We start from the raw sequence: 26042 nt of genomic DNA, 5'->3' as shown, positions 1-26042 counted from the left end.
ACTATCTCAAAAACAAAGGGTACCTGTTAGGTGATCTTTGGCGATTACACCCTATTTATGATACGGTTCACCGTATCATAAATAGGGTGTAATTTAAGCCTGCAGATAAGGTGTTTAAATATGTTTGGGATAATAAAGGGTTACAGGTTATGTGAGCTTGTAAACCTAGCTATTTACAGGTAGAAGTAAAGGATCATAGCAGCCAAAACACTTTGAATAGTTTATGCCGAAGAATTGCCCCCTTCTCTTAACTCAGTGAGTTCAGATAGGATCCGAAAAGTTATTCAATAACTTTCCTGAGGCCCGAAATATCCAATTTTACCCACAACTTGAATTACCCGGAGGGCAAGTAGAAGAAATAAAGGAACTAAGCAAGATGCGAGGCAATAGCATAAGCGGCGGCCTTTCATGAGACCACCGCTTATGCTTGGTGTATCGATTCCTTACCTTTTAACCAAAGACAATAGCTTCTTTCTTAGTTTAGGGTCTGTAGCGTAAATATAGAGTCCATGGATACCGCGCTTCATCAACACATTAATTGAATTTAAAATGATATCTTGTTTAGCTTGTTGTATTTCCTGCGCAGAGAGATCACTTCGTGAGTTAAAGGCGCCGACATCCTTATATTTAGTTGTATCAATAAGGATTTGGTCCGTATGTTCATCATACCCGACTGAAGGACCTAGTATGACACCTACATAATTTAAATCAAAGCCTTGGATGGTATAGATAGAACCTACTTCATGAATCGTATCCTCTTTCTCCGCCCAGGTCGTGCCGCTAACTGGAATATTCCAAGGCATTTTCAATCCGTCTGTCTCAACGTAGTATATCTGTCCGTCCTTTTTGTGTTCATAATCAAAGGTCGCAACTAGTCGGGACAAGCCAAACTTTTTGTTTTTATCCTCAATCGCTTTCTTCATTTCAAGAGCATTGCTGAAAATCTGTAAGTCATATGTATTTTGACTTACGTGTGGCACGTTAATCAGCTCCTTCGATACAAATTTGTTAATCCATTTAACAAACTCAGGATCGGCACACATTCGGAACTGATCTTCTAAACGAAAGGTTTTAGGATGATACTTTTCAGTAATTTCTTTTAACATTTTGTTGTTCCAGTAGCTTTTAATTCTTAGAACCTGCTTCGGGTCAAAAATGACGATCGTTACTTTGCTTTTCTTAATAATTTCCTCGAGATGATTATTTCCTTTGAAGTTGTTATATCGATCTTCCTTAGTTAAAAGCAAATGGGCTTCGTCTACTAAGACAATATTAGCTGACGTTATTTTTTGATCATTAATGAATGTTGTGGGCTTCATAACTTTGTTCTTTTTAATATTGGGAAGGCTTTTAGCCAGACTATGATAAGTCTTTAGCATCTCGCTATGGTTCACTAATAAGTAATTATTTGTACCGTACAGAATAGTGTCACTGTCATTGGCATAGTCCTGAATAGTATTGAACAGAGAACTTATTAGCACGCTTTTTCCGGTTCCTGCTTCACCTTCAATAATTAATACTTGCGACTCCGTTTTTTGAATATTTTTCTTGCAGAAATTAAGGATTTGATTCTTAATCTCAAACTGCTGATCGGATAATTCTTTAAAGGGCGAGAGCTTATAGGTATCTCTATTCTTTAATTTTTCAAGAGGTTCTTTTACAATTTCTTCATCTCTGAGTTTTTCCCATATTTCTGTGAAAACACCTTCATTGTAGTAATGCTTTCGATAGTAATTGTGTACCTCACTTTTTACCGTCTGGCTGACATTCTGAAGCCTGTATCGATTTTCTGCGATCAAATAGTTAATTAAATTAGTCTCAATATTATAGGTCGCAGACTGGTGGAATCGCTTATGTCCAATAAGTATGGTTTGCTTAAGGCCCTTGCGCTGGGGATTACCCAAATGCTTTTTTAAGCGCCGTTTAAATTGAACCGTTTCGCCAACATAAGCATGGAGCGAGTGCTGATTATAAAGAATGTAGATAATGGGATGGTTGGTTAGCAAATCTTCCTCTATTTGTTGTACGTCATGTGAAGAAAAGCCTATTTTTTTAAAAATAAGTTTATTAGTCATGTTAGCCACCTGTAGAATCTAGGAAATTAGTAAAGACTACTACAGTATACTACATTTAGATTCTCTGTAAGATGTGAAGCTCTTAAATAGTTTGACTGAATATTTTAGTTGAGAGAACAGATTGTATTCTTTATTATGCGGGATCGGCCCTATCGAACGAACATAGTGCAGGCTGGATCGGCGGGAATGCACCTGAATTCTTTGATGATCAATCAGACCTCATCCACGAAGGTAACCAAAAATATGTTTTTTACTTGATCCTCGTCCATCTCTTTAAACCGGAGAGCATGATTTCGATCTTCATCCCTGAGGACTATGAGGAGTATTTGGAAAACAACATTTATCCTAATTGCTCGATCAAGATGATTGAGCATCCCATTTCAACTGAAAGCGTCAAGGATATGTTTACTAACCCAGGTCTTATAAAGCATACAATTTCAGACGGGGAACTAAGCCATGACGAAAAATCCATGGATTAGCCTTTCTTGATCAAAGTAGGCGGAAACCCGAGACTTATTCAAAATGAAGACTACTATTTTACGACCCATATGGATTCCTTTCATATGCATTTTTTGTGTGGTACTCTAAGGTGGTTCAGTGGTGACCTTAAGAGAAGATACAATGAAAAATTGGTTTCAATGCGCTCAACTAAACGTTACGGATGAACAAAGAAAGCTGTTTGCTGCACCGGTTGTATACTGGTGAAAACCTACTTAAAGATACATATAATTCTAAAGAGGTAAAAACCATAGAAAAAATGTTGAAATTGCTGGATAAGCAAATAGAGGAAACATATAATTCTAAAGAGGTAAAAACCATAGAAAAAATGTTGAAATTGCTGGATAAGCAAATAGAGGAAACCTGGCTATAGTCAACAGGAGGGTTCAAATATGTGGTTTGGGAAGAAAGAAACGCAACTGGATCGAATAAAAAACAAACTGAATCAAGCCATGCGCAAAGACGCGGATTTCTCGGTGTTTGGAGCATCCTCACATCAATATAGGGTTAAAGAGAAGCTTACAGCAAAAGAGCTGGCGGACTGGCAAGCCCAAAATCAGGTCACACTTCCTGAGCCTTACGCGCAGTTTTTAACGAAAGTCGGCAACGGAGACGCCGGACCCTATTATGGAATTTATCCGATTGAAAAGGCAGCTTCCTATACCGAGCGCCAGGCACTCCTTGCAAAATCCGTTCTGCATCCCGGGATGATCAAAGAGGAATGGAACCATCTGATTGAGCCCCTGACCAAGGATGAGGACATCCCCGATGAGGAATACGACGACACCTGTAATAAGGTGTTGGGTGGCATGTTGTGCATAGGCACACAAGGCTGCGAATACGACATGTATCTCGTACTTGAAGGGAAACACAGGGGGAGAATTGTGTACACCTCCGATTTTCATCCCGATCATCCCTTTTTCTTTGTCTATGAAGACAGCTTTCTGGACTGGTACGAGCGCTGGCTGGATGAAATTATTCTGGATTATGATATCGGGTGGTTTGGCAGTCGAATGCCAGGTGATGAGAATGCGCTGATCCAGATTTATCAGAGCGCTCCAAACGAAGAAATCCAAGCAAAAGCGCTTGATGGAATGTTCAAGTTTAAGAAAGTTTCTCAGCCAACCCTTGGTTTTTTGAAAAATATTGCGGAGCAAAGCCCAAAAAACCGGACCACAGCCATTTGGTTAATCTGCAAAACTTCTTTTGACGTGGGTAGAAAATATCTTCTGGAGCTGTTGCAATCGGATGAGCATGAGGGTTTTCTGCAAGCTTTACAGATTCTGCATGCCTCCAGTAAAACTGTGAATTTAACGGAATTTATTCCAGTGATCTTGCAAAGGCTTGACAGGATTTACGACCCGGAAACGTTGCGTTATGCAGGGTATATCTTGGAAGATTACGGTGCGATTACTCTCCAGAACTTTGCGCCTTTCTTGTGTCATGCCGACCTGAACATGCAAACCACTGCCATCTACGCCGCGCGCAGTTGCGAAAACAAGCTGGGAAGCTGGCAGATCATTGAACAGATGTTGATGGGGGGCAGCCCGCAGGTTCTGAATAACTCGATTTTATACTGGGGCATTATTCCACATGAGAAGTTGCTACCTTACTATAAGGCGGTATGGCCGGAATATAAAAGCAATCCGAAATTCAGAGAAAAATTTATCGGTTGTTTGCGAGAACTGCATTTGCCAGATGATTATTTCGACAAAGACGAATCGTGAGGAAGGTGTACATGAACCACCCCGCTCGTCATCGGATGAGTCGTTTTGTATCTTTTTCAGCACATTATTATCCATAAAATGTAAACGAATAAGGTTTCAACGTGATAACGGCGGAGAAGTTACCTCGCTTCCCATCCGCCAGTATTTTCAACATACCGTATCACAAGTGATGGTACACACGATCAGGAAAAGAAAGTATTGATTTGATCTGTAATAAAGTCTGTCCATGTTTCCACAGACAGAAAGAAGTTGGAGAGAATATTCCTTTGGATCGGTGACGATTTATGTGTACCAGTAAGTTGTGAGCGCAGAACCGTAACATAAATAGCAGCATGGGAATAATGAGATAAAAGGAGAGATGGAAATGTCCTATATCGTTGATTTTAATAATGTGTCTACGGTTGGTTTAGAGTCTTCACCTGTAGTAGAAGCGCTTGCTGGTTTGTGTGCTAATGAAGCCCGTTACTTTATGAACAAATACAAGCATGAATTTACGGTTGTGTCAGCTAGTGAAAGTCAGGAGACCCTTGATTATGGAACCGAGTTCTGAAAGAGCGTGATATTGAGTTTGCGGCCAAACCTTTAGAAACGTCACGTTTTCAAGTGGAAAATATTAAATTTGCTTACGTCTTTTATGAGGATGGTCTTGAGGTCAACGTCATGTATACGGTTGACGACACTAAGAAGCGGGCCGTTGGTTTTAAGCTTTCTGAGGGGATGGAGGTACCAAAGGAGCTAGAAGGGAAGTTTAAGTTTGCTAGGCAGAAGTCAAAACTAGCTGGAACAATTCGGGGTTCGTTTTTTGTAATTAAAGGAGAATATTAAAGTAAGCAAAAGCGCAATTGGAGAAATCCATCCACTTGTTCTATTTGCAAAAAAGATGCGATATCAAAGAATGGACCATCCCGCAAAATGATGGTCCTAAATCTTGCCGTTACAAACAGCACGGAGAACCTTACCACAAGTAGGGCGAATTTTTTTCCAAGGAAAGGATTGGGCGATCTTCCGCATTTCAACCCTGATCTCGATTTCGATGAAGGACCTGCTTCGGTAAGAGAGCTACGGACACAGCTTAGGCGGCAAATGATGTACTTTTATGTACATCGGAATATGGGAATGGCGTGCCCGGTGTGTTAAAAAATGACTTGTATTTGAATGCTGGGATTGTAGAAAGAGGGAGCTATTTAATATTCTTCTTTGGTAACAGTAGACGTTCCAATCCCACTGCTCATTTTTTTGAATAGCAAGATGGCAAGAAGTAATGCAACGCTTACAGCAGCCAAACCTACCCAATTCAAATTCAGAACAGAGGTACGACTGATGACAAGGCCGCCTAATCCAGATCCTAGCGCAAAACCAAATTGGATGAAGGAAGTATTTACGCTCAGGGCAATGTCTGGATTTCGAGGTACCAGAGTGACCAAAAATAGCTGCTGAGCAGGGGAAATGCTCCAGGTTGCTAACATAAAGATCATTAAAACCAAGATTAATACAATGATATTGACACCAGCTAGAGTGAATAAAAGGAACATTGCTCCTTGTAACAGGAGTCCAATACAAATTGTGAATTTTGATCCCTTTGTATCTGCCAATTGTCCACCCACTTTGGATCCGATGAAGCTGCAAATTCCCGCTAGGAATAAAACACCGCTAATTTCGGTTATGGAAAGAGAGGATGCGGCTTGCAAGAAAGGTGTAATATAAGTAAAGAGCGTAGAGTAACCACCAATATAAAATAAAGTAATAGCCAAGGCAGTTACAATTTTTGAATCTTTTAAAATAGAGAGCTGCATCCTGAGGGTAACAGCTTCTTCTTCTCTGATTGTAGGAACCTTTTTATAGATGATAAACAATGGAAGAACGCTTATTATACCGATCAAAATAAACAAAACTCTCCATCCAAACATCTCGCTAAAAAATGTGCCAGCTGGAACACCCAGAACTAACGAACTACTGAGCCCCATCAAAATAATACCGATGGCATTGCCCCTTCTTTCTTTTTCGACGAGTCGTGTCGCTACTGCCATGGCTACTACGGTAGCGATTCCTCCGCTAGCCCCTTGAATAATTCGTACCCATAGTAATGTTTCGTAAGAAAGGTTTGCAAGCATAAGTCCGTTGCTGGTAATAAACACACTGAGGGCAGCCATCAGTAGCTTCTTGCGATCCATATTTATTGTTAATGCAATCAGAATCGGAGCAACAATGGCCGCTGCGAGAGCAAATACAGTCACCAGTAAACCAGCTTCGGAAGTAGATACTCTCAAGTCCATGGCGATCATTTCAATGACTCCTGTAATAATGTATTCAATGGTTCCAATTAGAAAAACAGCAAGTGCTAGGACATATATAATCAATTTATTTTTCAATTTAATCCGCTCCTCCTCAGTTTCATTCAAGCAAGAAACTTTTTAGACTTTTATCTATAAATACGGAATCTGGTTCATGCTGTCCAATGCCTGCGCAATGCCCCCACTTGGATTCAATCGGGAGGAAGACTGCATTGGGCATATGTTGTGCTTCAACTTTGCTATCCTGGGGAGTGAAGAAAAGGTCTGTACTTCCCGGCATAATCAAGGCCCGTGCAGTGATCCTGCTTAATGCAAGATCAAAATCCCCGTTATACATCGGATTAGCGCTAATGTCACCTGTAATGCCGGTACGTAACATGGTGATGAGGTCATTAGCGTCAAAGGTCAAAAATACTTGATCCCAGTAATTGACGAGATATTCCTCCAGTGTGTGGTAGCCCTCTTGCTGATATAGCTGCTCTAGATAATAAGCCTGAGAGAACCCCCATGCTGCATAGACTCGGCCCATGGCTGCCAATCCCGTTTTGGGTTTATGCGTATAAAAGCCATTATTCCAGGCAGAATCAGCCTGAAGGGCAGCGATCATTCCTTCAAATACAACCTTGGTATGTGGCCGGGTCAGGGCAGTCCCGCCGAATGGCGCGATTCGTTGTACCATATCGGGATAGCTTGCCCCCCACTGAAAGGTCTGCACAGCACCTAGCGACCAACCTACAACGAGGGCGATTTCTGTAATCCCGAACTTTTGATTCACCAGTTGATGCTGCAGCAGCACATTATCATAAATGGAGATAAGTGGAAAATTTGCTTGTTGATAGGGCGATGGCGTATTGCTTGGTGAGGAGGAGAGTCCATTGCCCAGCATATTAGGGACGATGATAAAATATTTTTCCGGGTCCAGTGCCTTGCCGGGTCCGATTAACCATTCGTTATCAGTATGCAGGCCGGCAAACCAGGTGGGATATACAATCACATTATTTTTGGCTGCATTTAGCATGCCGTATGTTTTGTAGGCGAGAATGGCATTTGGCAGAGTGTCACCGGATTGCAGCAGAACATCTCCTAGTTCATAAATTTCATAATCTCTCATATAAAAAAACTCCCTTTCATAGCTAAAAGTATGGACTGCCTTCCTTGTCATCACTCTACGATGCTGCTATTGTTAAGTCAAAGAAACGTTTATGAAGAGAACGTTCATTTTTTTTGATTTAAGGAGCGGGAACTCGATGGAATTGCGCCAATTAAAAACCTTTTATACGCTTGCTTCCACACTCAACTTTACCCGAGCTGCAGAAGTGCAGAACTATGTCCCTTCAACGGTTACGATGCAAATGAAGGCCTTAGAGGAAGAATTGGGTGTCAAGTTGGTGGACAGATTGGGTAAAAATGTGACTTTGACCGATGCAGGGAGAACGTTCCTGCGCTATGCAGATAACATATTGAGTGTGGTTGAAGAAGCACAGCATGCCGTCAAGCAATCCGGCGAATTGACGGGTACGGTAATCATAAGTGCCGATGAAACGTTGTGTACGTACCGGCTGCCGGCTGTATTGCGCCAGTTTCGTTTGTGCTATCCAGGGATTCGGTTAATGTTTCGACCGCTGGCTAATTCGAACCTCAAACAGAGCTTGCGTGAAGGGGACGCTGACATTATTTTTATGCTGGATGAGGACAAGGGCGAGACAGGATTTTGCGGTGAAAAAATGCTGGATGAGCCCTTTTATCTATTGGTATCACCAGATCATCCTTTGGCTGCACATACTGCATTGGCCATTGAAGATTTTCATGGCGAGACCTTTTTGTTGACGGAGAAGGGATGTTCCTATCGCACTTTTTTTGATCGAAGTCTTTCACAGAAGGGCATGGGGGGAATTACCGAATTGGAGTTTAACAGTGCTGAGGCTATTAAACAATGTGCGAAAATAGGAATGGGCATTGCCATATTGCCTGAAATGGCCGTGATAGGAGAAGTGAATCGGGGAGAACTGGTTCCGTTGCCGTGGGATTTGACCGCCACATCGTTTGCAACCCAAATGTTTTGGCATGAAGAGAAGTGGATCTCGCCTGCAATCGAAGCCTTTTTGAGCTTGACCAGAGAAACATTTTTGAAAAATAACACCTAAAGAGATTTCGCGCACAGGTGTGCAATTAGAATGATACTTTATCCGACATGGGGATCGTAAAGGGTACGCCGGACAGTTTATTCAAACCGAACGCTAATGCGACTATATCTGAATCGTTACTCATGATCCTACGCATGCTGAATGCCAGTCTTGATCATTCGCTAGATTTAGAATATAAGAATAGAGTCGCTTGAATTCGGCAGGTACTGGTCAAACGGTATATGCTATTTTGTATGCGGCTAAGATGTCGACAGAGTGTTTCGTCGCACTTATGTCTAAAAAGCATGAAGATAGGGAGAATATTGCATTGCACGTCTGGATAAGGTGCTGTCAGAAGCGTTGAAAGAATTGGTTACTGACAGTCTCGTTGAACGGACGGTATATTCAGAAATACCGCCTAAAGTCTGTTATAAGATCACGGAATATGGAATGACACTGAGTTCGATATTTTGAAGTGTTGCATGAATGTGAAAAAGAACAAAACAACCAGTCGAACTAACGGCACGGTTAGTTTTGCTTCCAACGTTTGGAGCAGACTAATGCCCCGGTGACGGCGAGCCCATTAAGCGATTTTGGGCGTGCGCATGCCCCATTCGCACAAGCAGGCAGCCCGCCCCTGCCGTAAACTGAATTATAATCAGTGAGCGAGGTGAACTTCCATGGCACAATCGAATGAGATGCGCGCACGGGCTAAGAAGCTTCAGGGCCGTCCGGTCTGTGTCACCCTGCACAGCGGAGAGACTTACGTCGGCTACATCACCAACGTTAATTACGGCGGGTTGGTACTTGCCAGCGCCGGAGTCCCCCCACGCGCTTCTTCCGGGAAGCAAGCCTCCCGATCTCTCAAACGCAGAGCTGGTGCGCATGCCCCGGGCGTCCGTCTCGGCAACCGGAGAAGCGGCGCGCGTAAACCGTCTGGCCGTTTGCGCTCCCGCAAGCCGGACGCCAAGGTGTCTGCATTCCTGCCGATGATGGGCTCACTGTTTGGCGGCCTGAGCGGGCTTGGCGGCGCCACTGCGGGCGCAGGAGGGCTTGGCGGTATGCTCGGCGGCGGCCTGCGGCTGTTCGGCATGATCCAGAAATTTGTCCCGGTCGTGAAGATGGGCTACGGCATGATCAAGTCCATTCGCCCGTTTCTCGGCGCCGTTCAAGGCTTGATGCCCCCGGCCGGTCCGGCCACGCCGGATAACGAATAATCGTATACCTGCGGACTTTAAGCCCCTTTTAAGTGGTCAAAGGGGGCTAGCCCACACCATCACTTTCTAACAAGGAATAAAAATGATCACGGTCTTCGTCATCAAATTTGCCAAGTGTCCGTATCCTAACAAATTCATGTTGGCCATACATGTCTATTCCCTCACCGTACCTATTGTAGAGCGCGATCATATTGCCATCCTGATTCAACTCCATGTACCCGTAACATTTTGCTTCAGGCGCTTCACCGTAAAAGAGCGTAAATTTGATTTTGATCACTCTGTGCATGCAGGTCCTCCTTTTCTGTCTTTCATAATTTACTGCACCGGTTGTATACTGGTAAAAACTTACTTAAAGATACATATCATTTTAAAGAGGTAGAACCCATAGAAAAAATAATGAAATTGCTGGATAAGCAAATAAAGGAAACCTGGCTATAGTCAACAGGAGGGTTCAAATATGTGGTTTGGGAAGAAAGAAACGCAACTGGATCGAATAAAAAACAAACTGAGTCAAGCCATGCGCAAAGACACGGCTTTCTCGGTGTTTGGAGCATCCTCACATCAATATAGGGTTAAAGAGAAGCTTACAGCAAAAGAGCTGGCGGACTGGCAAGCCCACAATCAGGTCACACTTCCTGAGCCTTACGCGCTGTTTTTAACGAAAGTCGGCAACGGAGGCGCCGGACCCTATTATGGAATTTATTCAATTGAAAAGGCAACTTCCTACACCGAGCGCCAGGCACTCCTTGCAAAATCCGTTCTGCAACCCGAGATGACCAAAGAGGAATGGAACCATCTGACGGAGCCCCTGACCAAGGATGAGGACATCCCCGGTGAGGAATACGACGACGCCTGTAATAAGGTGCTGGGCGGCATGTTGTGCATAGGTACCCAAGGCTGCGAATACGACATGTATCTTGTACTTGAAGGGAAACATAGGGGGAGAATTGTGTACACCTCCGATTTTCATCCCGATCATCCCTTTTTCTTTGTCTATGAAGACAGCTTTCTGGACTGGTACGAGCGCTGGTTGGATGAAATTATTCTGGATTATGATATCGGGTGGTTTGGTAGTCGAATGCCGGGTGATGAGAATGCGCTGATCCAGATTTATCAGAGCGCTCCAAACGAAGAAATCCAAGCAAAAGCGCTTGATGGAATGTTCAAGTTTAAGAAAATCTCTCAGCCAACCCTTGGTTTTTTGAAAAATATTGCGGAGCAAAGCCCAAAAAATCGGACCACAGCCATTTGGCTAATCTGCAAGACTTCTTTTGACGCGGGTAGAAAATATCTTCTGGAGCTGTTGCAATCGGATGGATATGAGGATTTTCTGCAAGCTTTACAGATTCTACATGCTTCCAGTAAAACTGTGAATTTAACGGAATTTATTCCGGTGATCTTGCAAAGGCTTGACAGGATTGACGACCCGGAAACGTTGCGTTATGCAGGGTATATCTTGGAAGATTACGGTGCGATTACTCTCCAGAACTTTGCGCCTTTCTTGTGTCACGCCGACCCTAAAATGCAAACCACTGCCATCTATGCCGCGCGCAGTTGCGAAAACAAGCTGGGAAGCTGGCAGATCATTGAACAGATGTTGATGGGGGGCGGCCCACAGGTGCTGAATAACTCGATTTTATACTGGGGCATTATTCCACATGAGAAGTTGCTGCCTTACTATAAGGCGGTATGGCCGGAATATAAAAGCGATCTGAAATTTAGAGAAAAGTTTATCGGCTGTTTGCGAGAATTGCATTTGCCAGTTGATTATTTCGACAAAAACGAATCGTGAGGAAGGTGTACATGAACCAGCCCAAGGTTGTCTCCTCCATTCATACATAGATTTTGTTTTCCATAAGCACGAACCGAATAAGAATGTGGAGTAAACGCAAATGCTTCGATAGAATATCATTCTATATTGTTGTATTCAGGATTTTATTAATACAGATTGGAGAGGAAATCATGGGAAATACGGATAAGTTTGAAATGATAGCTAATATATATGACACTTCTGAAAGAATTCAAATTGCAAAGGGGCTGTCCCAAAAGTCATAAAATTGGCTGGGGACGGCCCTTTTCTCCAAATTGTAAAACAAAAAGAAACCGTTCCTTGGTAAAATGGAGGTACCACCCAACCATTCGAAAGGAGACGGTTTCTTTGTACATTCAATATACCATGGATCAACTTTTCTTACCAATGGATTTAGAGGCAGATATCCCCGAAAACCACATCGTCCGTGTGGTAAACGACGCAGTCAACCGCCTGAGTGATTCCATTTTCAACGCTGCGTATCCTGGCGGTGGCCGTCATAGTTATCATCCTAAAATGCTCACCAAAATCATCATTTACGCCTACACCCAGCGCATCTACTCTTCCCGTCAAATCGCCAAGGCCGTCCGCGAAAATATCATGTTCATGTGGCTCGCTGCGCGGCAACAACCGGATTTCCGTACCATCAACCGCTTCCGTTCGGAGCGGATGAAAGAGGTGCTGGAAACCGTGTTTACCCATGTGCTGGAGCTGCTTGTTCAGGAGCAATACGTGTCCTTGGAACACTACTTTCTGGACGGAACCAAGTTTGAAGCGAATGCAAACAGGTACACCTTCGTCTGGAAAAAGGCCGTTGTCAAGCACCAGGCCAAGCTGCAAGAAAAAGTACATACCCTGTTCCAAACCATCGAAGCGGCCGAAAGCGAAGAAGATGCGCTCCACGCGGGTACAGACCTTCCTGAGCTTGGCGAAGCTTCCTCGCTCACGGCAGAAAAGCTGGAAAACGCGGTTCAACAACTGGAGGAAGCTTTGCAAGAAAAACCGAAAAACAAAACCTTAAAGAAAGCCGTGGGCCAGTTACGCAAGGACTTGCTGCCGCGGCTCCAAAAGTATGAGCATCAGATCGAAACCGCGGGCGAGCGCAATAGCTACAGCAAAACCGATTTGGACGCGACGTTCATGCGAATGAAGGAAGATCACATGCGAAATGGTCAACTGAAGCCGGGATACAATGTGCAGATGGGCACGGAAAACCAGTTTGTGCTCGGTTACAGCGTGCATCAGCGGCCTACCGATACGAAATGCTTGAAGCCCCATTTGGAACATCTGGAAGAATCACTCGGGAGACGACCAGAGATGGTCATTGCCGATGCAGGGTATGGAAGCGAAGAAAATTACAGCTATTTCGAAGAGCACAACATCCAAGCGATCGTCAAATACGGGACATACCACAAAGAGAAAACCAGGGCCTGGAAGCAAGCGATAGGCAAAGTGGACAACTGGAGCTACAACGAAACGGAAGATACATGGACCTGTGCGGCTGGAAAAATGTTACGTTTTCGATACGAAGGCCAGACGGTCACGGAGAGCGGCTACACGATTCGGACACGCCATTATCGAAGTGAAGATTGTAGCGATTGTCCCCTAAAAGCGAAATGCACCACAGCCAAGGGCAACCGGGAGATTGCCGTCAGTCTGACCTATATGCGGCAAAAAAACGACATGCGGGAACGACTGCGCAGCGAGGAAGGATACACCCTTTCCGTTCGGCGCATGACTGAGCCCGAGAGCGTGTTTGGACAAATAAAAAACAATCGGGGTTTCCGAAGGTTCCTGCTTCGCGGCTTGCAAAAAGTAAGCCTGGAGGTCGGGTGGCTTTGCCTTGCCCACAATCTGCTCAAAAAAGCCGCAATGACGGAAAAACGCAAAAGGGACGAAGCAGGATAAACCTCTGCTTCGTCCCTTTTGAACATATCGGTGTTTTTGTTCTTTTTCGATATGCTTTTTAAGGGCTTTTGGGACAGCCCCATTCGTGAATATGTAGTTGACGCTAATAGTAAGAATGCTGTTGATTTCGGGTGCGGAACGGGTCTTGTCGGAATGAACTTGTTAAACGATTTTAATTCTATGCTTTTTCTGGATACTTCACAAAACATGATTAATCAAATAAAGCAAAAAATTTTCGATTTTAATATTCAGAATGCAGATACATTATGCTTTGATTTTGAAAAGGAAGGTCTATCGGATTTGCATACTGACTATATTTTTATGGCTCAGGTTCTACTCCATATTCATGATGTTGAATTCGTTTTATCAAGATTATTTGATGTTCTAAATGAAGGAGGACATTTATTAATCGTAGATTTTAATAAAAATGAAAAAGTAGTTTCAGATATAGTTCATAACGGATTTAGTCAAGAAGAGCTGACTGACATTATGACTAAAATAGGATACAGAGATATTCAGTCCAAAACTTTTTTTAACGGAAGTAAAATATTCATGGGACATGATGCATCTATGTTTATTCTTGATTCTCAAAAATAAACATTTAGGAAGAAATGATCCCGTTAGTAGATTTGAGACTATTGAGTAGCGATATAAAAAAGTGCCACCCGTAAAGGATGTCCTTTAAACTTGTTATTACAGGCGGTGAACCGTAACATGGGTAGCGGCAAGTTTTTTTGGAAATAATGAGATAAAAGGAGAGATGGAAATGTCCTATATCGTTGATTTTACTAATGTGTCTACGGTTGGTTTAGAGTCTTCACCTGTAGTAGAAGCGCTTGCTGGTTTGCGTGCTAATGAAGCCCGTTACTTTATGAACAAATACAAGCATGAATTTAGGGTTGAGCCAGCTAGTGAAAGTCAGGAGACCCTTGATTATGTGAACCGAATTTTGAAAGAGCGTGATATTGAGTTTGCGGCCAAACCTTTAGAAACGTCACGTTTTCAAGTGGAAAATATTAAATTTGCTTGTGCCTTTTATGAGGATGGTCTTGAGGTCAACGTCATGTATACGGTTGATGACCCTAAGAAGCGGGCCGTTGGTTTTAAGCTTTCTGAGGGGATGGAGGTACCAAAGGAGCTAGAAGGGAAGTTTAAGTTTGCTAGGCAGAAGTCAAAACTAGCTGGAACAATTCGGGGATCGTTTTTTGTAATTAAAGGAGAATACTAAATTAGGCAGAAGCGCAATTAGAGAATTCCATCCACTTGTTCTATTTGCAAAAAAGATGCGAGATCAAAGAATGGGCCATCCCGCAAAAGGATGGTCCTAAATCTTGCCGTTACAGACAGCACGGAGAACCGTATCATAAGTGACGGCAATTTTTTTTACAAAGTTTGGCAATATTTTGTCTCGCCCGCACCATACCGTTGTACACAAAAAGGCCCCATAAGGGGTCTCAGATTGTCGAGAAACCCCATCTTTTTGAGACGTGGGTTTCTTTTTCTTTACATCATAAGGGTCTGGTATCTGGAAAAACGGGGGGTTACCCCTGTTTTTCCAGGCGATCCAGGCGGATCGCCATCTTCTTCATGTTCTGCACAGCTGCCGTCATGAGGGCTTGTTCCCTGACGTTCAGAAGTCCGCACAAACGGCAATAGCGAAACCCATGAGCTCTTTGGCATCCGCGAAGCTTCGCTCAATCGTCTTTTTTCGTTTGCGGTACAGCTGGTTTCCCGGATGGACTCAGCCGGTTGCTCCGTACCCACTCTTTGCTGTCTTCCCAGACATGCCGAGTCACCACTTTGCGCTGGTTTCGAGACTGGGTGCACTGGCCCAGTAGTGGGCATTGCTGGCACTGAGCTGGATCAGACGCATACTGTCGGTATCCCTTACGATCCGTCGTTCGGTAGGGCAGCTCCTGTTTGGCTGGGCATATATACACATTGCGTTTGGCATCGTATTCAAACTTCCATTTCGGAAACAGGCCTTGTCTGAGATGGAATCTTCGGTGAGCAATCACGGCAAAAATCTTTCGGTTTTGCAAACCTCGGCAAATCGGCGTCGTTAAATAACCGGAATTTAGTGCAACAGCTTCTACTTGAAAACCAAAACGCGCTCTCTGGCGGTCCAAACGGGACAAATAGGGGACGGAATCATGTACATTCCCCGGTGTCACATGCACATCCGTAATCACATTGTACTTCATATCCACCGTACGGTGGTCCAGATAAAAAAAGCCTTCGGGCTTGCCATCACGGATCATATAGCCGCTGTCCGGTCCTCTTTTACTGCTGCATTAAGCTCATCCATATAGTCTTTGGTATTCTGCAATACTTGCCCTTTGGTGTACTGGTGTTTATTGGCATTGGCTTTGACGTGTGTAGAATCGGTGATGAGAACACGCCCGCCCACCATTCGGTGAGAGATCGCCTGCAGCACCATTTCATCGAAGATATCTTGAAAGATTGTGGTGTCTTTGAAGCGTGTGCGGCGGTTCCAGCTTATCGTCGTATGGTCTGGAACTTTATCGGTTAAGCCCAGCCCCAGAAACCAGCGATAAGCCAGGTTCGTTTGAATTTCTCGCTTGAGTTGCCGTTCTGAGCGAATGCCATAGAAATAACCGAGAAAAATCATTTTAAACAACACGGTAGGATCAATGGCAGGGCGCCCATTGTCTGCACAATATAGCGGGCTTACCTTCTCATGTATAAAGGAGAAGTCTATATATTTATCCACTTTGCGAAGCAAATGATCTTGGGGTACCAGTTCTTCCAGAGAAACTAATTCAAAGGATTGTTGTTTGTCTCGATGAGATCGCAGCATACGAGCACCGTCCGTTCTATACGAAGTTACCTATATTTTACAACATTAATGCGGTGTCGTCTTAAATAAAATCAACATAAAATAGGCTGTCGAGACTTTCTCGACAGCCTGAGGCCCCATAGGGGGCCTTAGTCTTGTCTATACACATTACCGCTTTTTGGAACCAAACGCGCCTTCTTCGTAGTATCAGAAGTTTTCTAAAACAATTTTTCCAATGGACCGTCCAGTTTCCAACTTCTCATGTGCTAAACGTAGGTTTGCTGCATTAATGGGTTCTAGTCGTTCGTTTAGCGTAGTTTTTAATTTTCCATCATCAATTAAGTCCGCCAGGTCATTCAGTAATTCGTGTTGTTTAATCATGTCTTTGGTATGAAACAAGGACCGTGTAAACATGAACTCCCATACAAACGTTACACTTTTAGAAAACAGCAAGTCCATTTTCAGGCTTCCTGCCCAGGTAGCCTTATCTGCAGGAACGATACAGCAAATTATACCTTGAGGGGTAATGACCTCCGCCATATTCGCTAGATGTTGTACAGTATCATTCAAGCAAAAGATATAATCTACGGTGTCTAGACCAACTTCCTTGAGCTGAGGTTGAAAAGGGTTGTTGTGGTTTATTATAAAATCCGCACCTAGACTTTTAACCCATTGAGTTGACTCTGGACGCGAAGCAGTACCGATGACAGTCAAACCTGCTAATTTGGCAAGTTGAATAGCAATCGACCCTACTCCTCCTGCTGCACCGATAATAAGTATACTTTTGTTTTCATTTGCGTTTAGGCTAATTCCTAAACGATCAAATAGGCCCTCCCATGCAGTTATCGAGGTAAGCGGTAATGCGGCTGCGGCTGCGAAATCCAAACTTTTCGGCATATTTCCTACAATTCGTTCATCAACCAAGTGAAATTCACTATTACTACCTGGTCGAGACACACTGCCCGCATAATAGATCTTGTCCCCAGGTTTAAACAATTGACAGTCAGGACCAACTTGTTCTACGATTCCAGCAGCATCCCAACCAAGAATTTTCGGTGATTCGGCTTCGTAGTTATGGTTTTCGCGAACACCTACGTCTGCAGGGTTTACAGAGATTGCCTTTACATTTACAAGCAAATCACGGCCCGTAGGTTCCGGTTTATCCAAATGCAGATCAATAAGGCTTTCCGGATTGGATATTGGGAGGTATCGGTAAGCACCGACTGCTTTCATCTTTTGGTTGGTATTCATGGATATCCATCCTCTCAAATAGGAAATGTTGTACAGTTGCATTGTAAATCAATTCGATTACTTTAAGTAAGTACGCATATTTTTATGATATAGTATTAAAAATCAAACCTTTAGGGAGATGAGTTGATGGGAGACCGAAGAAACAAATATGGAGCGAGTCCGGATATGCAAGCATGTCCGGTTGAAACAACGCTGGATGTTATTGGTGGAAAGTGGAAGGGGATCATTCTCTATCAGCTCCTGGACGGAACGAAAAGATTCAATGAATTTAGGCGCCTCAATCCGGGAATTACGCAGTTTATGCTCACATTACAGTTAAGAGAGCTTGAACGGGATGGCATCATTCACCGAGAAATATATAAAGAGATTCCGCCAAAAGTGGAATACTCCCTTACTGATTTCGGAAGGACTTTGGAACCGGTCATTATGTCTATGAAAGCATGGGGGGAGTCTTATAAAATGCGGCTTGATGAAAATCGAACGATACAAGGGGAGGAAAGTTAAAGGCAAGTTGGGTAACAAGCTAGGGGTGGGTATAAGGCCACAGTTACAGGAAGTAAATAGAATATACCAGGCCTGTTGATTAACTAAAAATAGGATAAAAAGAGCCGCCTTGAGCAGTGGAAAGGCTATCGCTCCGGCGTGGATCAAGCGTCGTTAAGTGGTTTGCCGACGGTTCATTACTCTACCTTCTCCGGGAAAGCCGCCGAGGTTCCTTTTGCTGTGTTCAAAACATGGTTTCACCAACTTCTTCAAAGCCGAGGACGAGCCGAACGGCGAACTTTACAGATTCCTCAGGAACTGCTGCTCATCGACTCGACCACCGTAACGGTAGGAAAGACTCGTCTGCCCTAGGCTCCTTATCATGGCGAACGTAGATTCTCCTTTTCCGTCTTTCGTATTGGCTTTGAATATATACAGTATTCTCCATAAAATGTCAACAGATAAGTTTCTACGTGATAATAGCGGGAGAAGTGTACCAGCAAGTTGTGAGCGCAGAACCGTACTATAATTAGCGGCAAGTTTTTTGGAAATAATGAGATAAAAGGAGAGATGGAAATGTCCTATATCGTTGATTTTAATAATGTGTCTACGGTTGGCTTAGAGTCTTCACCTGTAGTAGAAGCGCTTGCTGGTTTGCGTGCTAATGAAGCCCGTTACTTTATGAACAAATACAAGCATGAATTTACGGTTGTGTCAGCTAGTGAAAGTCAGGAGACCCTTGATTATGTGAACCGAATTTTGAAAGAGCGTGATATTGAGTTTGCGGCCAAACCTTTAGAAACGTCACGTTTTCAAGTGGAAAATATTAAATTTGCTTACGTCTTTTATGAGGATGGTCTTGAGGTCAACGTCATGTATACGGTTGACGACACTAAGAAGCGGGCCGTTGGTTTTAAGCTTTCTGAGGGGATGGAGGTACCAAAGGAGCTAGAAGGGAAGTTTAAGTTTGCTAGGCAGAAGTCAAAACTAGCAGGAACGATTCGGGGTTCGTTTTTTGTAATTAAAGGAGAATATTAAAGTAAGCAAAAGCGCAATTGGAGAAATCGGATGTGAATCAGCTTCCGATCTCTCCGCAAACATTGTCATGACTTGGATTAATTATCTTTGGAGTGTCGTTCCCCCACTTGGTACTCATTCGCATGTTCAAACATATATTTCACCGTTACGGGATCTTGACCCGTCAGCTTCTTGAAGTCGTCCGTAAATATATCCATTTTCCCTAAGCGAATAGCTTGTCCAAAGGTAACCATACCTTCAGAAGAGAAGGGGGCTTCGGAGTCCTCCGCAAATTTGCCATCCGTTGTTCTGGGAACTCCCATGGCATCAAATACGCCGTAATTTTCTTCATCCGTGATCTGCTTGTAGGTAACATGATGACCCGTTACTTCATTTCCAATCTCGATAAAGTCGGACATTGTTATTAATTCAGGACCATTTATATTTAATATCGCCTCATGATAATTACTTGCTGCTAATGCATGGGCGACAGCTTTTGCACAATCTTTCCTTGAGATATAGGCCATCTTGCCGTCACCCTGGTTATTTTTCAACACGCCGTCAGACTTCACATAGGTGAAGTAATTGGTAACCATGGCTTCCGCATATTGCGAATTACGCAGGAAAATATAATCTAACCCGACACTTTTGATATAATCTTCGGTATATACATGGTCCAGTTTCTCAACACTTGGATTGGATTCATCCGCCGCATTAACCAATGAAGTATAGATGATTTGTTTTACTCCAGCTTCTTTCGCCGCATCGACCACGTTTTTGTGTGCATTTTGGCGTTTTACCCCCACAAAAGGCATGGAGATTAAAGCAAGCTTATCTGCATTAGCAAAAGCTTCTGCAAGACCATCTATTTTATTGAAATTGGTCACATGCGTTTCAATACCTTGTTCTGCATACCCTTGTAAAGATGCCGGATCATATGCGCAAAAAATAATTTGGTCTTTTTCTACTAATTTTAATAAATATTCAGCTGCTTGTCTGCCCAGATTGCCATCCACACCCGTTAATAATAACTTACCCATGTTCGTCGTCACTCCTTGCTGAAATGATCTACACTTATATAATATGTGAAAAAAATAACAAAGTATAATACAAAAAGCTTATGGGCTATTGTTAAAACGAATTTTGTATTTGTTGCAGGAATGAGTATAACGCTGGATTTGAATTATTTTTTAAGTAGCCTATTTCGATTTTAAAAGTATGGTGTGAACCATGTATGGGAATGAGTCGGACCTCTTCTTTCAGGTCAGTAAGATCATAGTTATCTGGGAAAAAGCCGATTAAATTCTCTGTGATGATATAAAACAGCTTTGTTTCGACATCGTCTGCGGTTCTAAGGATGTTAGGCTGGTAACCGTCTTCCATGGCATGTTGAATCATTAAATAGTAGGAGTCTCCAATAACCATTGGATTCAGCATAACAAGCGGATACTTATATAATTCTTCCTTTGAGATGGACTCAAAACAGAAGAGGGGATGTTGTTTACTTACAGCCGCGCAGTATCGTCCGCTATATAATGTATGGGTTAGGATTTCCTCTTTCCCTTTAAACTCTGAGTCAAAGGCAACGGCCACGTCATGTATTCCTTTTTGCAGATACTCAGCGATATCCTTTAGCAATACTTTATTTAATTCAAGTTTAATCTTTGGATGATTTTCTTTGAATGAAGGGATGAATTTTAACAAGCTTTGGATATCTGTGATTGCAGCATATTCGATACTCAATAGCTGGGTATTATATTTTTGAAAATTTTCCATGCTTGTTTTCATATGATTATATTGCTTCCAGAGCACGACGGCTTCTGCATAAAACAACCATCCCGCTTTGGTGGGTTCAATCGGAATTTGTTTTCTATCAATCAACTGAATGTTGAACTCATTCTCAAGTGAGGCAATCTGTTGGCTAATCGTAGTTTGCGATACAAAATTTCTCTTTGCTGTTTCTGTGAAGTTTCTACATTCAACGAGATCTATAAAATATTTCACCCTTTTTAGATTCATGTGTACCTCCAATTGTATGAAATTTATTATAACTTACGTTCCCGCCATAAATTCAAGCCAGCATACCCTAATGTTAATGGCAAATCGGCGGTTCATAATTTGGAGGTAATGTGAGCACCATCTACTTCCTTCTCTTCTTTCCAGTTGCACCAAGCTGTAAGGGCTCCTTTACATTCCCACACGCGCTGGTCGATTTGCTCGTATGCGGCTGGGATGGCTTCATGATGCATGGATTGGACGGAGCTTGCGTTGGAGTATAGCTTTTTTGATCAAGCCCATCTAAACCGTGATTTTCGCAGATTCTATGGCGATTCTCCGCTTACTGCCGCAAAGGATTTTCGAAAGTTGTCCGATTTTTACAATACACGTCCTGAGGCTTCCGTTATACTCAAAACATGAAGAAGAATGACGAAGGAGAGATGAGCGCATGAGTGGAACGCTGCAAATTCGGGAACATCTGCTGAATGAGCTGGAGACTGGAGTACGAACAGGAGAAGCCCTGATCCGTAAAATACGTCCAGAGGATTGGAGCTTTCGTCCACAGGACAATTTCCGCTCACTTTTGGAGCTAGTGCATCATTTTGTACTCATTCCTGCTTCGGATCTTGCGATTATGCATCAGGAGAAGTCCGAGGAAGAAGTAGGGAATATTGAAAACAGCTTGTCCGAGGTAGACGATCCCGAACGTTTGGCTGTAAGTTTCAGGGAGAATTTTGAGGCATATAAAGCTTACATTCTTTCGCTTAGCGAAGACGATTATTTGAATCGTTCGACCAAAGCTTTTTATATGGAGCATGGACATGTGCAAGTCCAATGGCAGATCGAGACCGTGACACATGTATTCCATCACCGTTCGCAGATTTACAATTATCTGAAGCAATTGGGGCATGAAGTGAGCTTTTTTATGTTGTACGCTTGAGTATTTTTGTGAAGATTTATGGAGGGCACCTGTGCGGTGCTCTTTTTTTGGTTGTAATCAAGTTTTTCCGGGATGGAATGGCCTTACTCAAACGCGCGTGAAACTTCTTTACTAACTCGTCTGAGAATCCCGATTTGCTCTTCATTCAATCTGCTGGTCAACGCAACAAACTCATCTATCGCCTCTTGCCGAATAGTTTCGTCTTTAGTCATATGTTCTTTGGAAAACATTAATTCACTGATAGACACGTTTAAGGCAGTTAACACTTTCTCCAAGGTATCAATAGAAAAGTTTCTTTCACCACGCTCTACCGATCCGATATATGCATCATCCAATCCTGAAAGTTCCGCAAGTTGTTGCTGTGTTAATCCCTTAGCCTTCCGAATCGTTCTAATTCTTTCTCCAACCGAATTCCGTAATTTTGTCATATTAACCACCTCTCCTAAAGGTTAGGAGAGTATCGATGTAATTAGCAGAGACATAAAGGCGGTAAAATATATTGAAAAAACTGCGATTAAGTACTATATTAAATTTATTGTACTACTTATTTGGAGTTTCACAAAGGAATATATTAAGAGCGAGTGCTTTTTATTCTAGTCATTTTAAGGGAGGAACCCTCTTTGCGAACTTCTATCCTGAAATCACTCAAACCGGACATCATTGTTGAGATGTTAGAGATGGCAGTGGCTTTTGAGAATTGGAAAAAGGTGATGGAGACGGCGGATATTTTGTACCAATGTGTACAGCGTATCTGTGAAGAACGGCAGTATCATAAAGCAATGAAATTACCCATCCCGCATGTCAATTTAGAGCGCCCGCTGGTATACTATTTTGGACTCAGTCACCTGATGTGTGGAATGGCTCACCAGAACCAGGGTGCATATGAGCAGGCAAGGGAGTGTATCTATAAGTATGCTGAGCTGGGGTGGATGGGGGATTTAGAGGAAGAAGACATTCAGGTTGTCGATGAATTCAGGTTTTTAGCCAAGACCAATTTATACGCAGTAGATATTATGTCTGGAAATATAGAGCTTGTGGAGGAATATGTAGGTTTTTTGCAGGACAATCCCGAGGAAGTATTACCGGGGCTGAATACCATATTACAGGCAGCGCTTATGTATCATTTGGATGTAGGAGATATTTTACATACGTTTGCAGAGCAGATTGATGAATTCGGGAGTTATGAAGACGCAGAGAACATATCATACTATTATAGCTACTGCTATCATTTGGCTTTGTACTATCGGAAGTACGGTAGACCACAGGAAGCGGTAGGGCTTACTTTGCAGGCGATGCAACTAGCTGAACAGTCGGGTAATGATGGTCAATTTAAGAAATGTACAGCATTGTTTGAATCACTGCGTGAGTCAGCGACAGCGGGACGAATCAGTCAATATCGACAGATGCTAATGCAGTATCTTGATGAATACGAAACGGATAGGCATTTCATTGTGAAGAGCGTAAATGAATGATCCTCTATGATCTGAATAGGGAATATGCTCGTAACAGAGAGGGAATATGCTCGTAATAGAGAGGAAATAGATAGGTAAGTGACGTTTCAGGTGCTAAAATAACTATGTTAAAGGTGTTTTTTCATGTTAGGGATCGTAAATGCGATTTCACATTATCATTCGACATAGATAGGGGTATGGAATTTGTTTATTCAACTTATAGGTGTGGGGAAGTTAAAAGAGAAATATTTGGTCATGGGAATTCAGGAATACGCTAAACGGCTGGGGCCATACATCAAGTTTCAAATGATCGAGGTAGCCGATGAAAAGGCTCCTGACACACTGAGCGAGGCGGAAGTCCGACAGGTCAAGGAGCGAGAGGGCGAGCGTATTCTTGCCCATGTGAAAAGTGAAGCACATGTCATTGTGCTCGCCATCGACGGCAAACTGTGGAGCTCGGAAGAACTCGCAGAGGAATTGGACAAGCTCGGCACCTACGGTACAAGCCATGTTGTCTTCGTCATTGGCGGCAGTCATGGTCTCTCTGACGAAGTCCTCCGCCGCGCCCAGCAGAAGCTGAGCTTCGGAAGGATGACTTTGCCGCATCAACTGATGCGATTGGTGCTGGTGGAACAGATTTATCGGGCGGTGAAGATTAATCGGGGGGAACCGTACCATAAGTAGCGGCATGTTTTTTGGAGAAACCCCCCCTGGTTATTCCGATAAATTTTAGGGGGGATCCGATTACACATTGAGAAGAAATGGACATATAGGCAAATAACCGAACACTAGGGGATTCAGGATAAGGATAGAGTAAAGAAGTGGATATTACCGTTATCTAGGTAGGCTGGATAATGACAAGGACTATGAGACGAAAGAGAGAATCAAAGCCACACCGTTTATGATAGTGTGGAGAGACTCACTCCATGGCCAGCTCCGGGTTAGGTCTTGCCATCGTGAAGCAGATTATCGTTAATCATGGCGGAACGATCCAAGCGAGAAGTGAGTCGACAATCCATGACGGTGATGATTAGCATTCCGATGAAACGGGATAGCAAGGAAGCGGGGAGAGCGTGAGATGTCGAAGCGCAAAGTGTTAATCGTTGAGGACGATGCGAGGGGCGGAGGTTACAATGACGGCTAAGTAATTCGATCTGCTGCTGTTCCACGCGGAAAACCCGGATCGGGTATATTCCAAGGAGGCGCTACTGGATAGGGTCTGGGGAATCGACAATTTTGACGATACCGTCACGGTCACGGTCCATGTAGGGAAGATCCGGGACAAAAACCAGAAGGACCCGTCGCAGCATCAGTTTATCGAGACCGTATGGGGCGCGGGATATCGCTTTAAGGTGTAAATGCGCAAGTAGTCCCCGTGATTCGAAGAAGCGCGTAAAGACCCAACTCATGTGGAGTCGGTCATTTATGCCAAGATGAGGCCTCTATCAGGAATAGTTCTTCATCATTTGATATAAATAATTTCGAAAGTCTTCAACATAGGACTTGGGCTCTACAACTTTTAGATGAGTGCCGAAGCTTGCTAACAATTGAAATCCCATATGATTTTGTGGGACATAAATAGTTGCTAATAAAGATCCACCATTATGGTCTTCAATACTTCTTCGACCATACCTTTCGATGATTTGATCTTTTATGCTAGGCGATATCCATGCCTTAATCGTGACGAATTGCGGTAGATAACTTGCAACGCGACCTTGCTCTGACCAATCGTCTCTAGGATGAAACGTACGTTCATCCATCGTAATATGATCGATCCGCGATAACTTGAATGTTCGATATCCCTGTCGATGTAAACAGAATCCTTTCAAGTACCAACTCGATTCGTTGAAATGCAGCTCATAGGGCTCGACCATTCTATTCGTTACAGCCCCGTCTTTATCTGTATAATCAAACGAAACCAGCCTTTTTTTAAAAATGGATTCTTGACATATCTTTAAGGTTTCAAGAATCTCGGACCGACCTTCCCAAACATAAAACGACAGTTGAATGGAACGATTCAGAGACAATGGACTAACCATTGCCTCTATTTTTTTTATCGTTCTTTCCACTTCTTCAGTAAGGAGGAGTTGTTCCAATCCGCCGAGCGCAGCCAATATATTCTGTAAATCGGAGCTGCTTAGAAGGCGTTTATCGACCTTGTATTCGTCCATTATGCCGTAGCCGCCTTTGACGCCATTGACAGAGTAGATTGGGATGTTCGATAAGCTCAATGTTTCCATATCGCGAAGGATCGTTCTTTTGGAGACATTGAATAGTTGTGAGAATTCCGTTGTAGAAACAATCTCTTTCCTCAGCAATATCATGATAATCGAAATGAGTCTCTCCACTTTGTCCATAATTGCCCTCTTTTTTTACATGATTTCATAAAGGTGACACTAAGATGTCACCTTTTATCCATTATACTACATGTATCACAAGAAGGAGGTTTTAAT

The 26042-nt window shown here is 43.1% G+C and carries 24 protein-coding genes and 4 pseudogenes; 18 read left to right on the top strand and 10 right to left on the bottom strand.

Annotation, left to right across the window (positions count from 1 at the left end):
• Positions 1–443: 443 nt before the first annotated feature.
• Positions 444–2075 (bottom strand): DUF2075 domain-containing protein, encoded by a 1632-nt coding sequence (locus AC0WRU_RS24855; RefSeq protein ID WP_476126729.1) that lies wholly within the window; start codon positions 2073–2075, stop codon positions 444–446.
• Positions 2076–2965: 890 nt separating this feature from the next.
• Between AC0WRU_RS24855 and AC0WRU_RS24850 the strand changes: the two genes are divergently transcribed.
• Positions 2966–4300, top strand: a complete 1335-nt coding sequence (locus AC0WRU_RS24850; RefSeq protein ID WP_476126728.1) for an SMI1/KNR4 family protein — start codon at positions 2966–2968, stop codon at positions 4298–4300.
• A 364-nt stretch (positions 4301–4664) separates the two neighbouring features.
• A pseudogene (locus AC0WRU_RS24845) lies at positions 4665–5125 on the top strand (phage tail protein).
• 359 nt (positions 5126–5484) lie between these two features.
• Here the strand turns inward: AC0WRU_RS24845 and AC0WRU_RS24840 are convergent.
• Positions 5485–6669 (bottom strand): MFS transporter, encoded by a 1185-nt coding sequence (locus tag AC0WRU_RS24840; RefSeq protein WP_476126727.1) that lies wholly within the window; start codon positions 6667–6669, stop codon positions 5485–5487.
• 22 nt (positions 6670–6691) lie between these two features.
• The gene (locus AC0WRU_RS24835; RefSeq protein WP_476126726.1) at positions 6692–7702 is read right to left on the bottom strand and encodes an alpha/beta fold hydrolase; all 1011 of its coding nucleotides are present in this window, start codon (positions 7700–7702) and stop codon (positions 6692–6694) included.
• Positions 7703–7838: 136 nt separating this feature from the next.
• Between AC0WRU_RS24835 and AC0WRU_RS24830 the strand changes: the two genes are divergently transcribed.
• From AC0WRU_RS24830 to AC0WRU_RS24815, 4 genes and pseudogenes are all read left to right on the top strand, one after another.
• Complete coding sequence (locus AC0WRU_RS24830; protein WP_476126725.1) at positions 7839–8735, top strand: LysR family transcriptional regulator; 897 nt, start codon at positions 7839–7841, stop codon at positions 8733–8735.
• Between the two features lie 41 nt (positions 8736–8776).
• Positions 8777–8929 (top strand): annotated as a pseudogene (locus AC0WRU_RS24825) (S-layer homology domain-containing protein); the annotation flags it as partial.
• Positions 8930–9059: 130 nt separating this feature from the next.
• Positions 9060–9188: a winged helix-turn-helix transcriptional regulator gene (locus AC0WRU_RS24820; RefSeq protein ID WP_476126724.1), complete on the top strand. Its 129-nt coding sequence runs from the start codon at positions 9060–9062 to the stop codon at positions 9186–9188.
• A 206-nt stretch (positions 9189–9394) separates the two neighbouring features.
• Positions 9395–9931 carry a hypothetical protein gene (locus AC0WRU_RS24815; RefSeq protein WP_476126723.1) on the top strand — a complete coding sequence of 179 codons (537 nt, stop codon included), beginning with the start codon at positions 9395–9397 and terminating at the stop codon, positions 9929–9931.
• Between the two features lie 46 nt (positions 9932–9977).
• Here AC0WRU_RS24815 and AC0WRU_RS24810 read toward each other — a convergent pair whose 3' ends face one another.
• A complete protein-coding gene (locus AC0WRU_RS24810) occupies positions 9978–10217 on the bottom strand; it encodes a hypothetical protein (RefSeq protein ID WP_025683411.1) in 240 nt (79 codons plus the stop codon).
• Positions 10218–10388: 171 nt separating this feature from the next.
• On the opposite strand from AC0WRU_RS24810, the gene AC0WRU_RS24805 reads away from it, so the two are divergent.
• From AC0WRU_RS24805 to AC0WRU_RS24790, 4 genes are all read left to right on the top strand, one after another.
• The gene (locus AC0WRU_RS24805; RefSeq protein ID WP_476126722.1) at positions 10389–11723 is read left to right on the top strand and encodes an SMI1/KNR4 family protein; all 1335 of its coding nucleotides are present in this window, start codon (positions 10389–10391) and stop codon (positions 11721–11723) included.
• A gap of 366 nt (positions 11724–12089) precedes the next feature.
• Complete coding sequence (locus AC0WRU_RS24800; protein ID WP_476125033.1) at positions 12090–13649, top strand: IS1182 family transposase; 1560 nt, start codon at positions 12090–12092, stop codon at positions 13647–13649.
• 51 nt (positions 13650–13700) lie between these two features.
• A complete protein-coding gene (locus AC0WRU_RS24795) occupies positions 13701–14246 on the top strand; it encodes a class I SAM-dependent methyltransferase (RefSeq protein WP_476128716.1) in 546 nt (181 codons plus the stop codon).
• A 169-nt stretch (positions 14247–14415) separates the two neighbouring features.
• Positions 14416–14877, top strand: coding sequence for a phage tail protein (locus AC0WRU_RS24790; RefSeq protein ID WP_476126721.1), 462 nt, complete (start codon positions 14416–14418; stop codon positions 14875–14877).
• 313 nt (positions 14878–15190) lie between these two features.
• On the opposite strand, the pseudogene AC0WRU_RS24785 reads toward AC0WRU_RS24790, so the two are convergent.
• Both AC0WRU_RS24785 and AC0WRU_RS24780 read right to left on the bottom strand, forming a co-directional pair.
• Positions 15191–16470: pseudogene (locus tag AC0WRU_RS24785) on the bottom strand (transposase).
• A gap of 186 nt (positions 16471–16656) precedes the next feature.
• Positions 16657–17700, bottom strand: a complete 1044-nt coding sequence (locus AC0WRU_RS24780; protein ID WP_025683415.1) for a zinc-binding alcohol dehydrogenase family protein — start codon at positions 17698–17700, stop codon at positions 16657–16659.
• Between the two features lie 126 nt (positions 17701–17826).
• Between AC0WRU_RS24780 and AC0WRU_RS24775 the strand changes: the two genes are divergently transcribed.
• The 3 genes from AC0WRU_RS24775 (at position 17827) to AC0WRU_RS24765 (ending at position 19221) form a co-directional block, all read left to right on the top strand.
• Positions 17827–18204 (top strand): winged helix-turn-helix transcriptional regulator, encoded by a 378-nt coding sequence (locus AC0WRU_RS24775; RefSeq protein WP_226002244.1) that lies wholly within the window; start codon positions 17827–17829, stop codon positions 18202–18204.
• Between the two features lie 138 nt (positions 18205–18342).
• Positions 18343–18555 (top strand): hypothetical protein, encoded by a 213-nt coding sequence (locus tag AC0WRU_RS24770; RefSeq protein WP_134911809.1) that lies wholly within the window; start codon positions 18343–18345, stop codon positions 18553–18555.
• Between the two features lie 204 nt (positions 18556–18759).
• Entirely contained in the window at positions 18760–19221 is a 462-nt protein-coding gene (locus AC0WRU_RS24765; RefSeq protein WP_071644079.1) for a phage tail protein, read from the top strand.
• 77 nt (positions 19222–19298) lie between these two features.
• Here the strand turns inward: AC0WRU_RS24765 and AC0WRU_RS24760 are convergent, their stop codons facing one another.
• Together AC0WRU_RS24760 and AC0WRU_RS24755 are read right to left on the bottom strand one after the other, a co-directional pair.
• A complete protein-coding gene (locus tag AC0WRU_RS24760; protein ID WP_476126720.1) occupies positions 19299–20240 on the bottom strand; it encodes an NAD(P)H-binding protein in 942 nt (313 codons plus the stop codon).
• 91 nt (positions 20241–20331) lie between these two features.
• Complete coding sequence (locus AC0WRU_RS24755; RefSeq protein ID WP_476126719.1) at positions 20332–21219, bottom strand: LysR family transcriptional regulator; 888 nt, start codon at positions 21217–21219, stop codon at positions 20332–20334.
• 228 nt (positions 21220–21447) lie between these two features.
• On the opposite strand from AC0WRU_RS24755, the pseudogene AC0WRU_RS24750 reads away from it, so the two are divergent.
• Positions 21448–21618, top strand: a pseudogene (locus AC0WRU_RS24750) (helix-turn-helix domain-containing protein); the annotation flags it as partial.
• A gap of 28 nt (positions 21619–21646) precedes the next feature.
• Positions 21647–22138 carry a DinB family protein gene (locus AC0WRU_RS24745; protein WP_476126718.1) on the top strand — a complete coding sequence of 164 codons (492 nt, stop codon included), beginning with the start codon at positions 21647–21649 and terminating at the stop codon, positions 22136–22138.
• 83 nt (positions 22139–22221) lie between these two features.
• Here the strand turns inward: AC0WRU_RS24745 and AC0WRU_RS24740 are convergent, their stop codons facing one another.
• Entirely contained in the window at positions 22222–22566 is a 345-nt protein-coding gene (locus AC0WRU_RS24740; RefSeq protein ID WP_014278951.1) for a helix-turn-helix domain-containing protein, read from the bottom strand.
• A gap of 192 nt (positions 22567–22758) precedes the next feature.
• On the opposite strand from AC0WRU_RS24740, the gene AC0WRU_RS24735 reads away from it, so the two are divergent.
• The 3 genes from AC0WRU_RS24735 (at position 22759) to AC0WRU_RS24725 (ending at position 24947) form a co-directional block, all read left to right on the top strand.
• Positions 22759–23610: a DNA-binding protein gene (locus tag AC0WRU_RS24735; RefSeq protein WP_476126717.1), complete on the top strand. Its 852-nt coding sequence runs from the start codon at positions 22759–22761 to the stop codon at positions 23608–23610.
• 183 nt (positions 23611–23793) lie between these two features.
• A complete protein-coding gene (rlmH, locus tag AC0WRU_RS24730) occupies positions 23794–24273 on the top strand; it encodes a 23S rRNA (pseudouridine(1915)-N(3))-methyltransferase RlmH (protein ID WP_013312768.1) in 480 nt (159 codons plus the stop codon).
• 470 nt (positions 24274–24743) lie between these two features.
• Positions 24744–24947, top strand: coding sequence for a winged helix-turn-helix domain-containing protein (locus AC0WRU_RS24725; protein WP_476128715.1), 204 nt, complete (start codon positions 24744–24746; stop codon positions 24945–24947).
• Between the two features lie 87 nt (positions 24948–25034).
• On the opposite strand, the gene AC0WRU_RS24720 is transcribed toward AC0WRU_RS24725, so the two are convergent.
• Positions 25035–25946, bottom strand: a complete 912-nt coding sequence (locus AC0WRU_RS24720; RefSeq protein WP_476126716.1) for a helix-turn-helix transcriptional regulator — start codon at positions 25944–25946, stop codon at positions 25035–25037.
• Positions 25947–26042: the final 96 nt, after the last annotated feature.

This window comes from Paenibacillus sp. 1-8, assembly GCF_056316205.1.
Note: the sequence above shows the minus strand (reverse complement) of the source record. Positions and strands in the feature narration are given on the sequence as shown.

Excerpts from the sequence above, each read along its gene's own strand:
- AC0WRU_RS24775 (WP_226002244.1), top strand. The coding sequence starts at position 17,827 with ATGGGAGACCGAAGAAACAAATATGGAGCGAGTCCGGATATGCAAGCA.
- AC0WRU_RS24755 (WP_476126719.1), bottom strand. The coding sequence starts at position 21,219 with ATGAATCTAAAAAGGGTGAAATATTTTATAGATCTCGTTGAATGTAGA.
- AC0WRU_RS24720 (WP_476126716.1), bottom strand. The coding sequence starts at position 25,946 with ATGGACAAAGTGGAGAGACTCATTTCGATTATCATGATATTGCTGAGG.
- AC0WRU_RS24765 (WP_071644079.1), top strand. The coding sequence starts at position 18,760 with ATGTCCTATATCGTTGATTTTAATAATGTGTCTACGGTTGGCTTAGAG.
- AC0WRU_RS24795 (WP_476128716.1), top strand. The coding sequence starts at position 13,701 with ATGCTTTTTAAGGGCTTTTGGGACAGCCCCATTCGTGAATATGTAGTT.
- AC0WRU_RS24780 (WP_025683415.1), bottom strand. The coding sequence starts at position 17,700 with ATGAATACCAACCAAAAGATGAAAGCAGTCGGTGCTTACCGATACCTC.
- AC0WRU_RS24850 (WP_476126728.1), top strand. The coding sequence starts at position 2,966 with ATGTGGTTTGGGAAGAAAGAAACGCAACTGGATCGAATAAAAAACAAA.
- AC0WRU_RS24810 (WP_025683411.1), bottom strand. The coding sequence starts at position 10,217 with ATGCACAGAGTGATCAAAATCAAATTTACGCTCTTTTACGGTGAAGCG.
- AC0WRU_RS24855 (WP_476126729.1), bottom strand. The coding sequence starts at position 2,075 with ATGACTAATAAACTTATTTTTAAAAAAATAGGCTTTTCTTCACATGAC.
- AC0WRU_RS24835 (WP_476126726.1), bottom strand. The coding sequence starts at position 7,702 with ATGAGAGATTATGAAATTTATGAACTAGGAGATGTTCTGCTGCAATCC.
- AC0WRU_RS24760 (WP_476126720.1), bottom strand. The coding sequence starts at position 20,240 with ATGGGTAAGTTATTATTAACGGGTGTGGATGGCAATCTGGGCAGACAA.
- AC0WRU_RS24745 (WP_476126718.1), top strand. The coding sequence starts at position 21,647 with ATGAGTGGAACGCTGCAAATTCGGGAACATCTGCTGAATGAGCTGGAG.
- AC0WRU_RS24790 (WP_476126721.1), top strand. The coding sequence starts at position 14,416 with ATGTCCTATATCGTTGATTTTACTAATGTGTCTACGGTTGGTTTAGAG.
- AC0WRU_RS24815 (WP_476126723.1), top strand. The coding sequence starts at position 9,395 with ATGGCACAATCGAATGAGATGCGCGCACGGGCTAAGAAGCTTCAGGGC.
- AC0WRU_RS24830 (WP_476126725.1), top strand. The coding sequence starts at position 7,839 with ATGGAATTGCGCCAATTAAAAACCTTTTATACGCTTGCTTCCACACTC.
- AC0WRU_RS24805 (WP_476126722.1), top strand. The coding sequence starts at position 10,389 with ATGTGGTTTGGGAAGAAAGAAACGCAACTGGATCGAATAAAAAACAAA.
- AC0WRU_RS24740 (WP_014278951.1), bottom strand. The coding sequence starts at position 22,566 with ATGACAAAATTACGGAATTCGGTTGGAGAAAGAATTAGAACGATTCGG.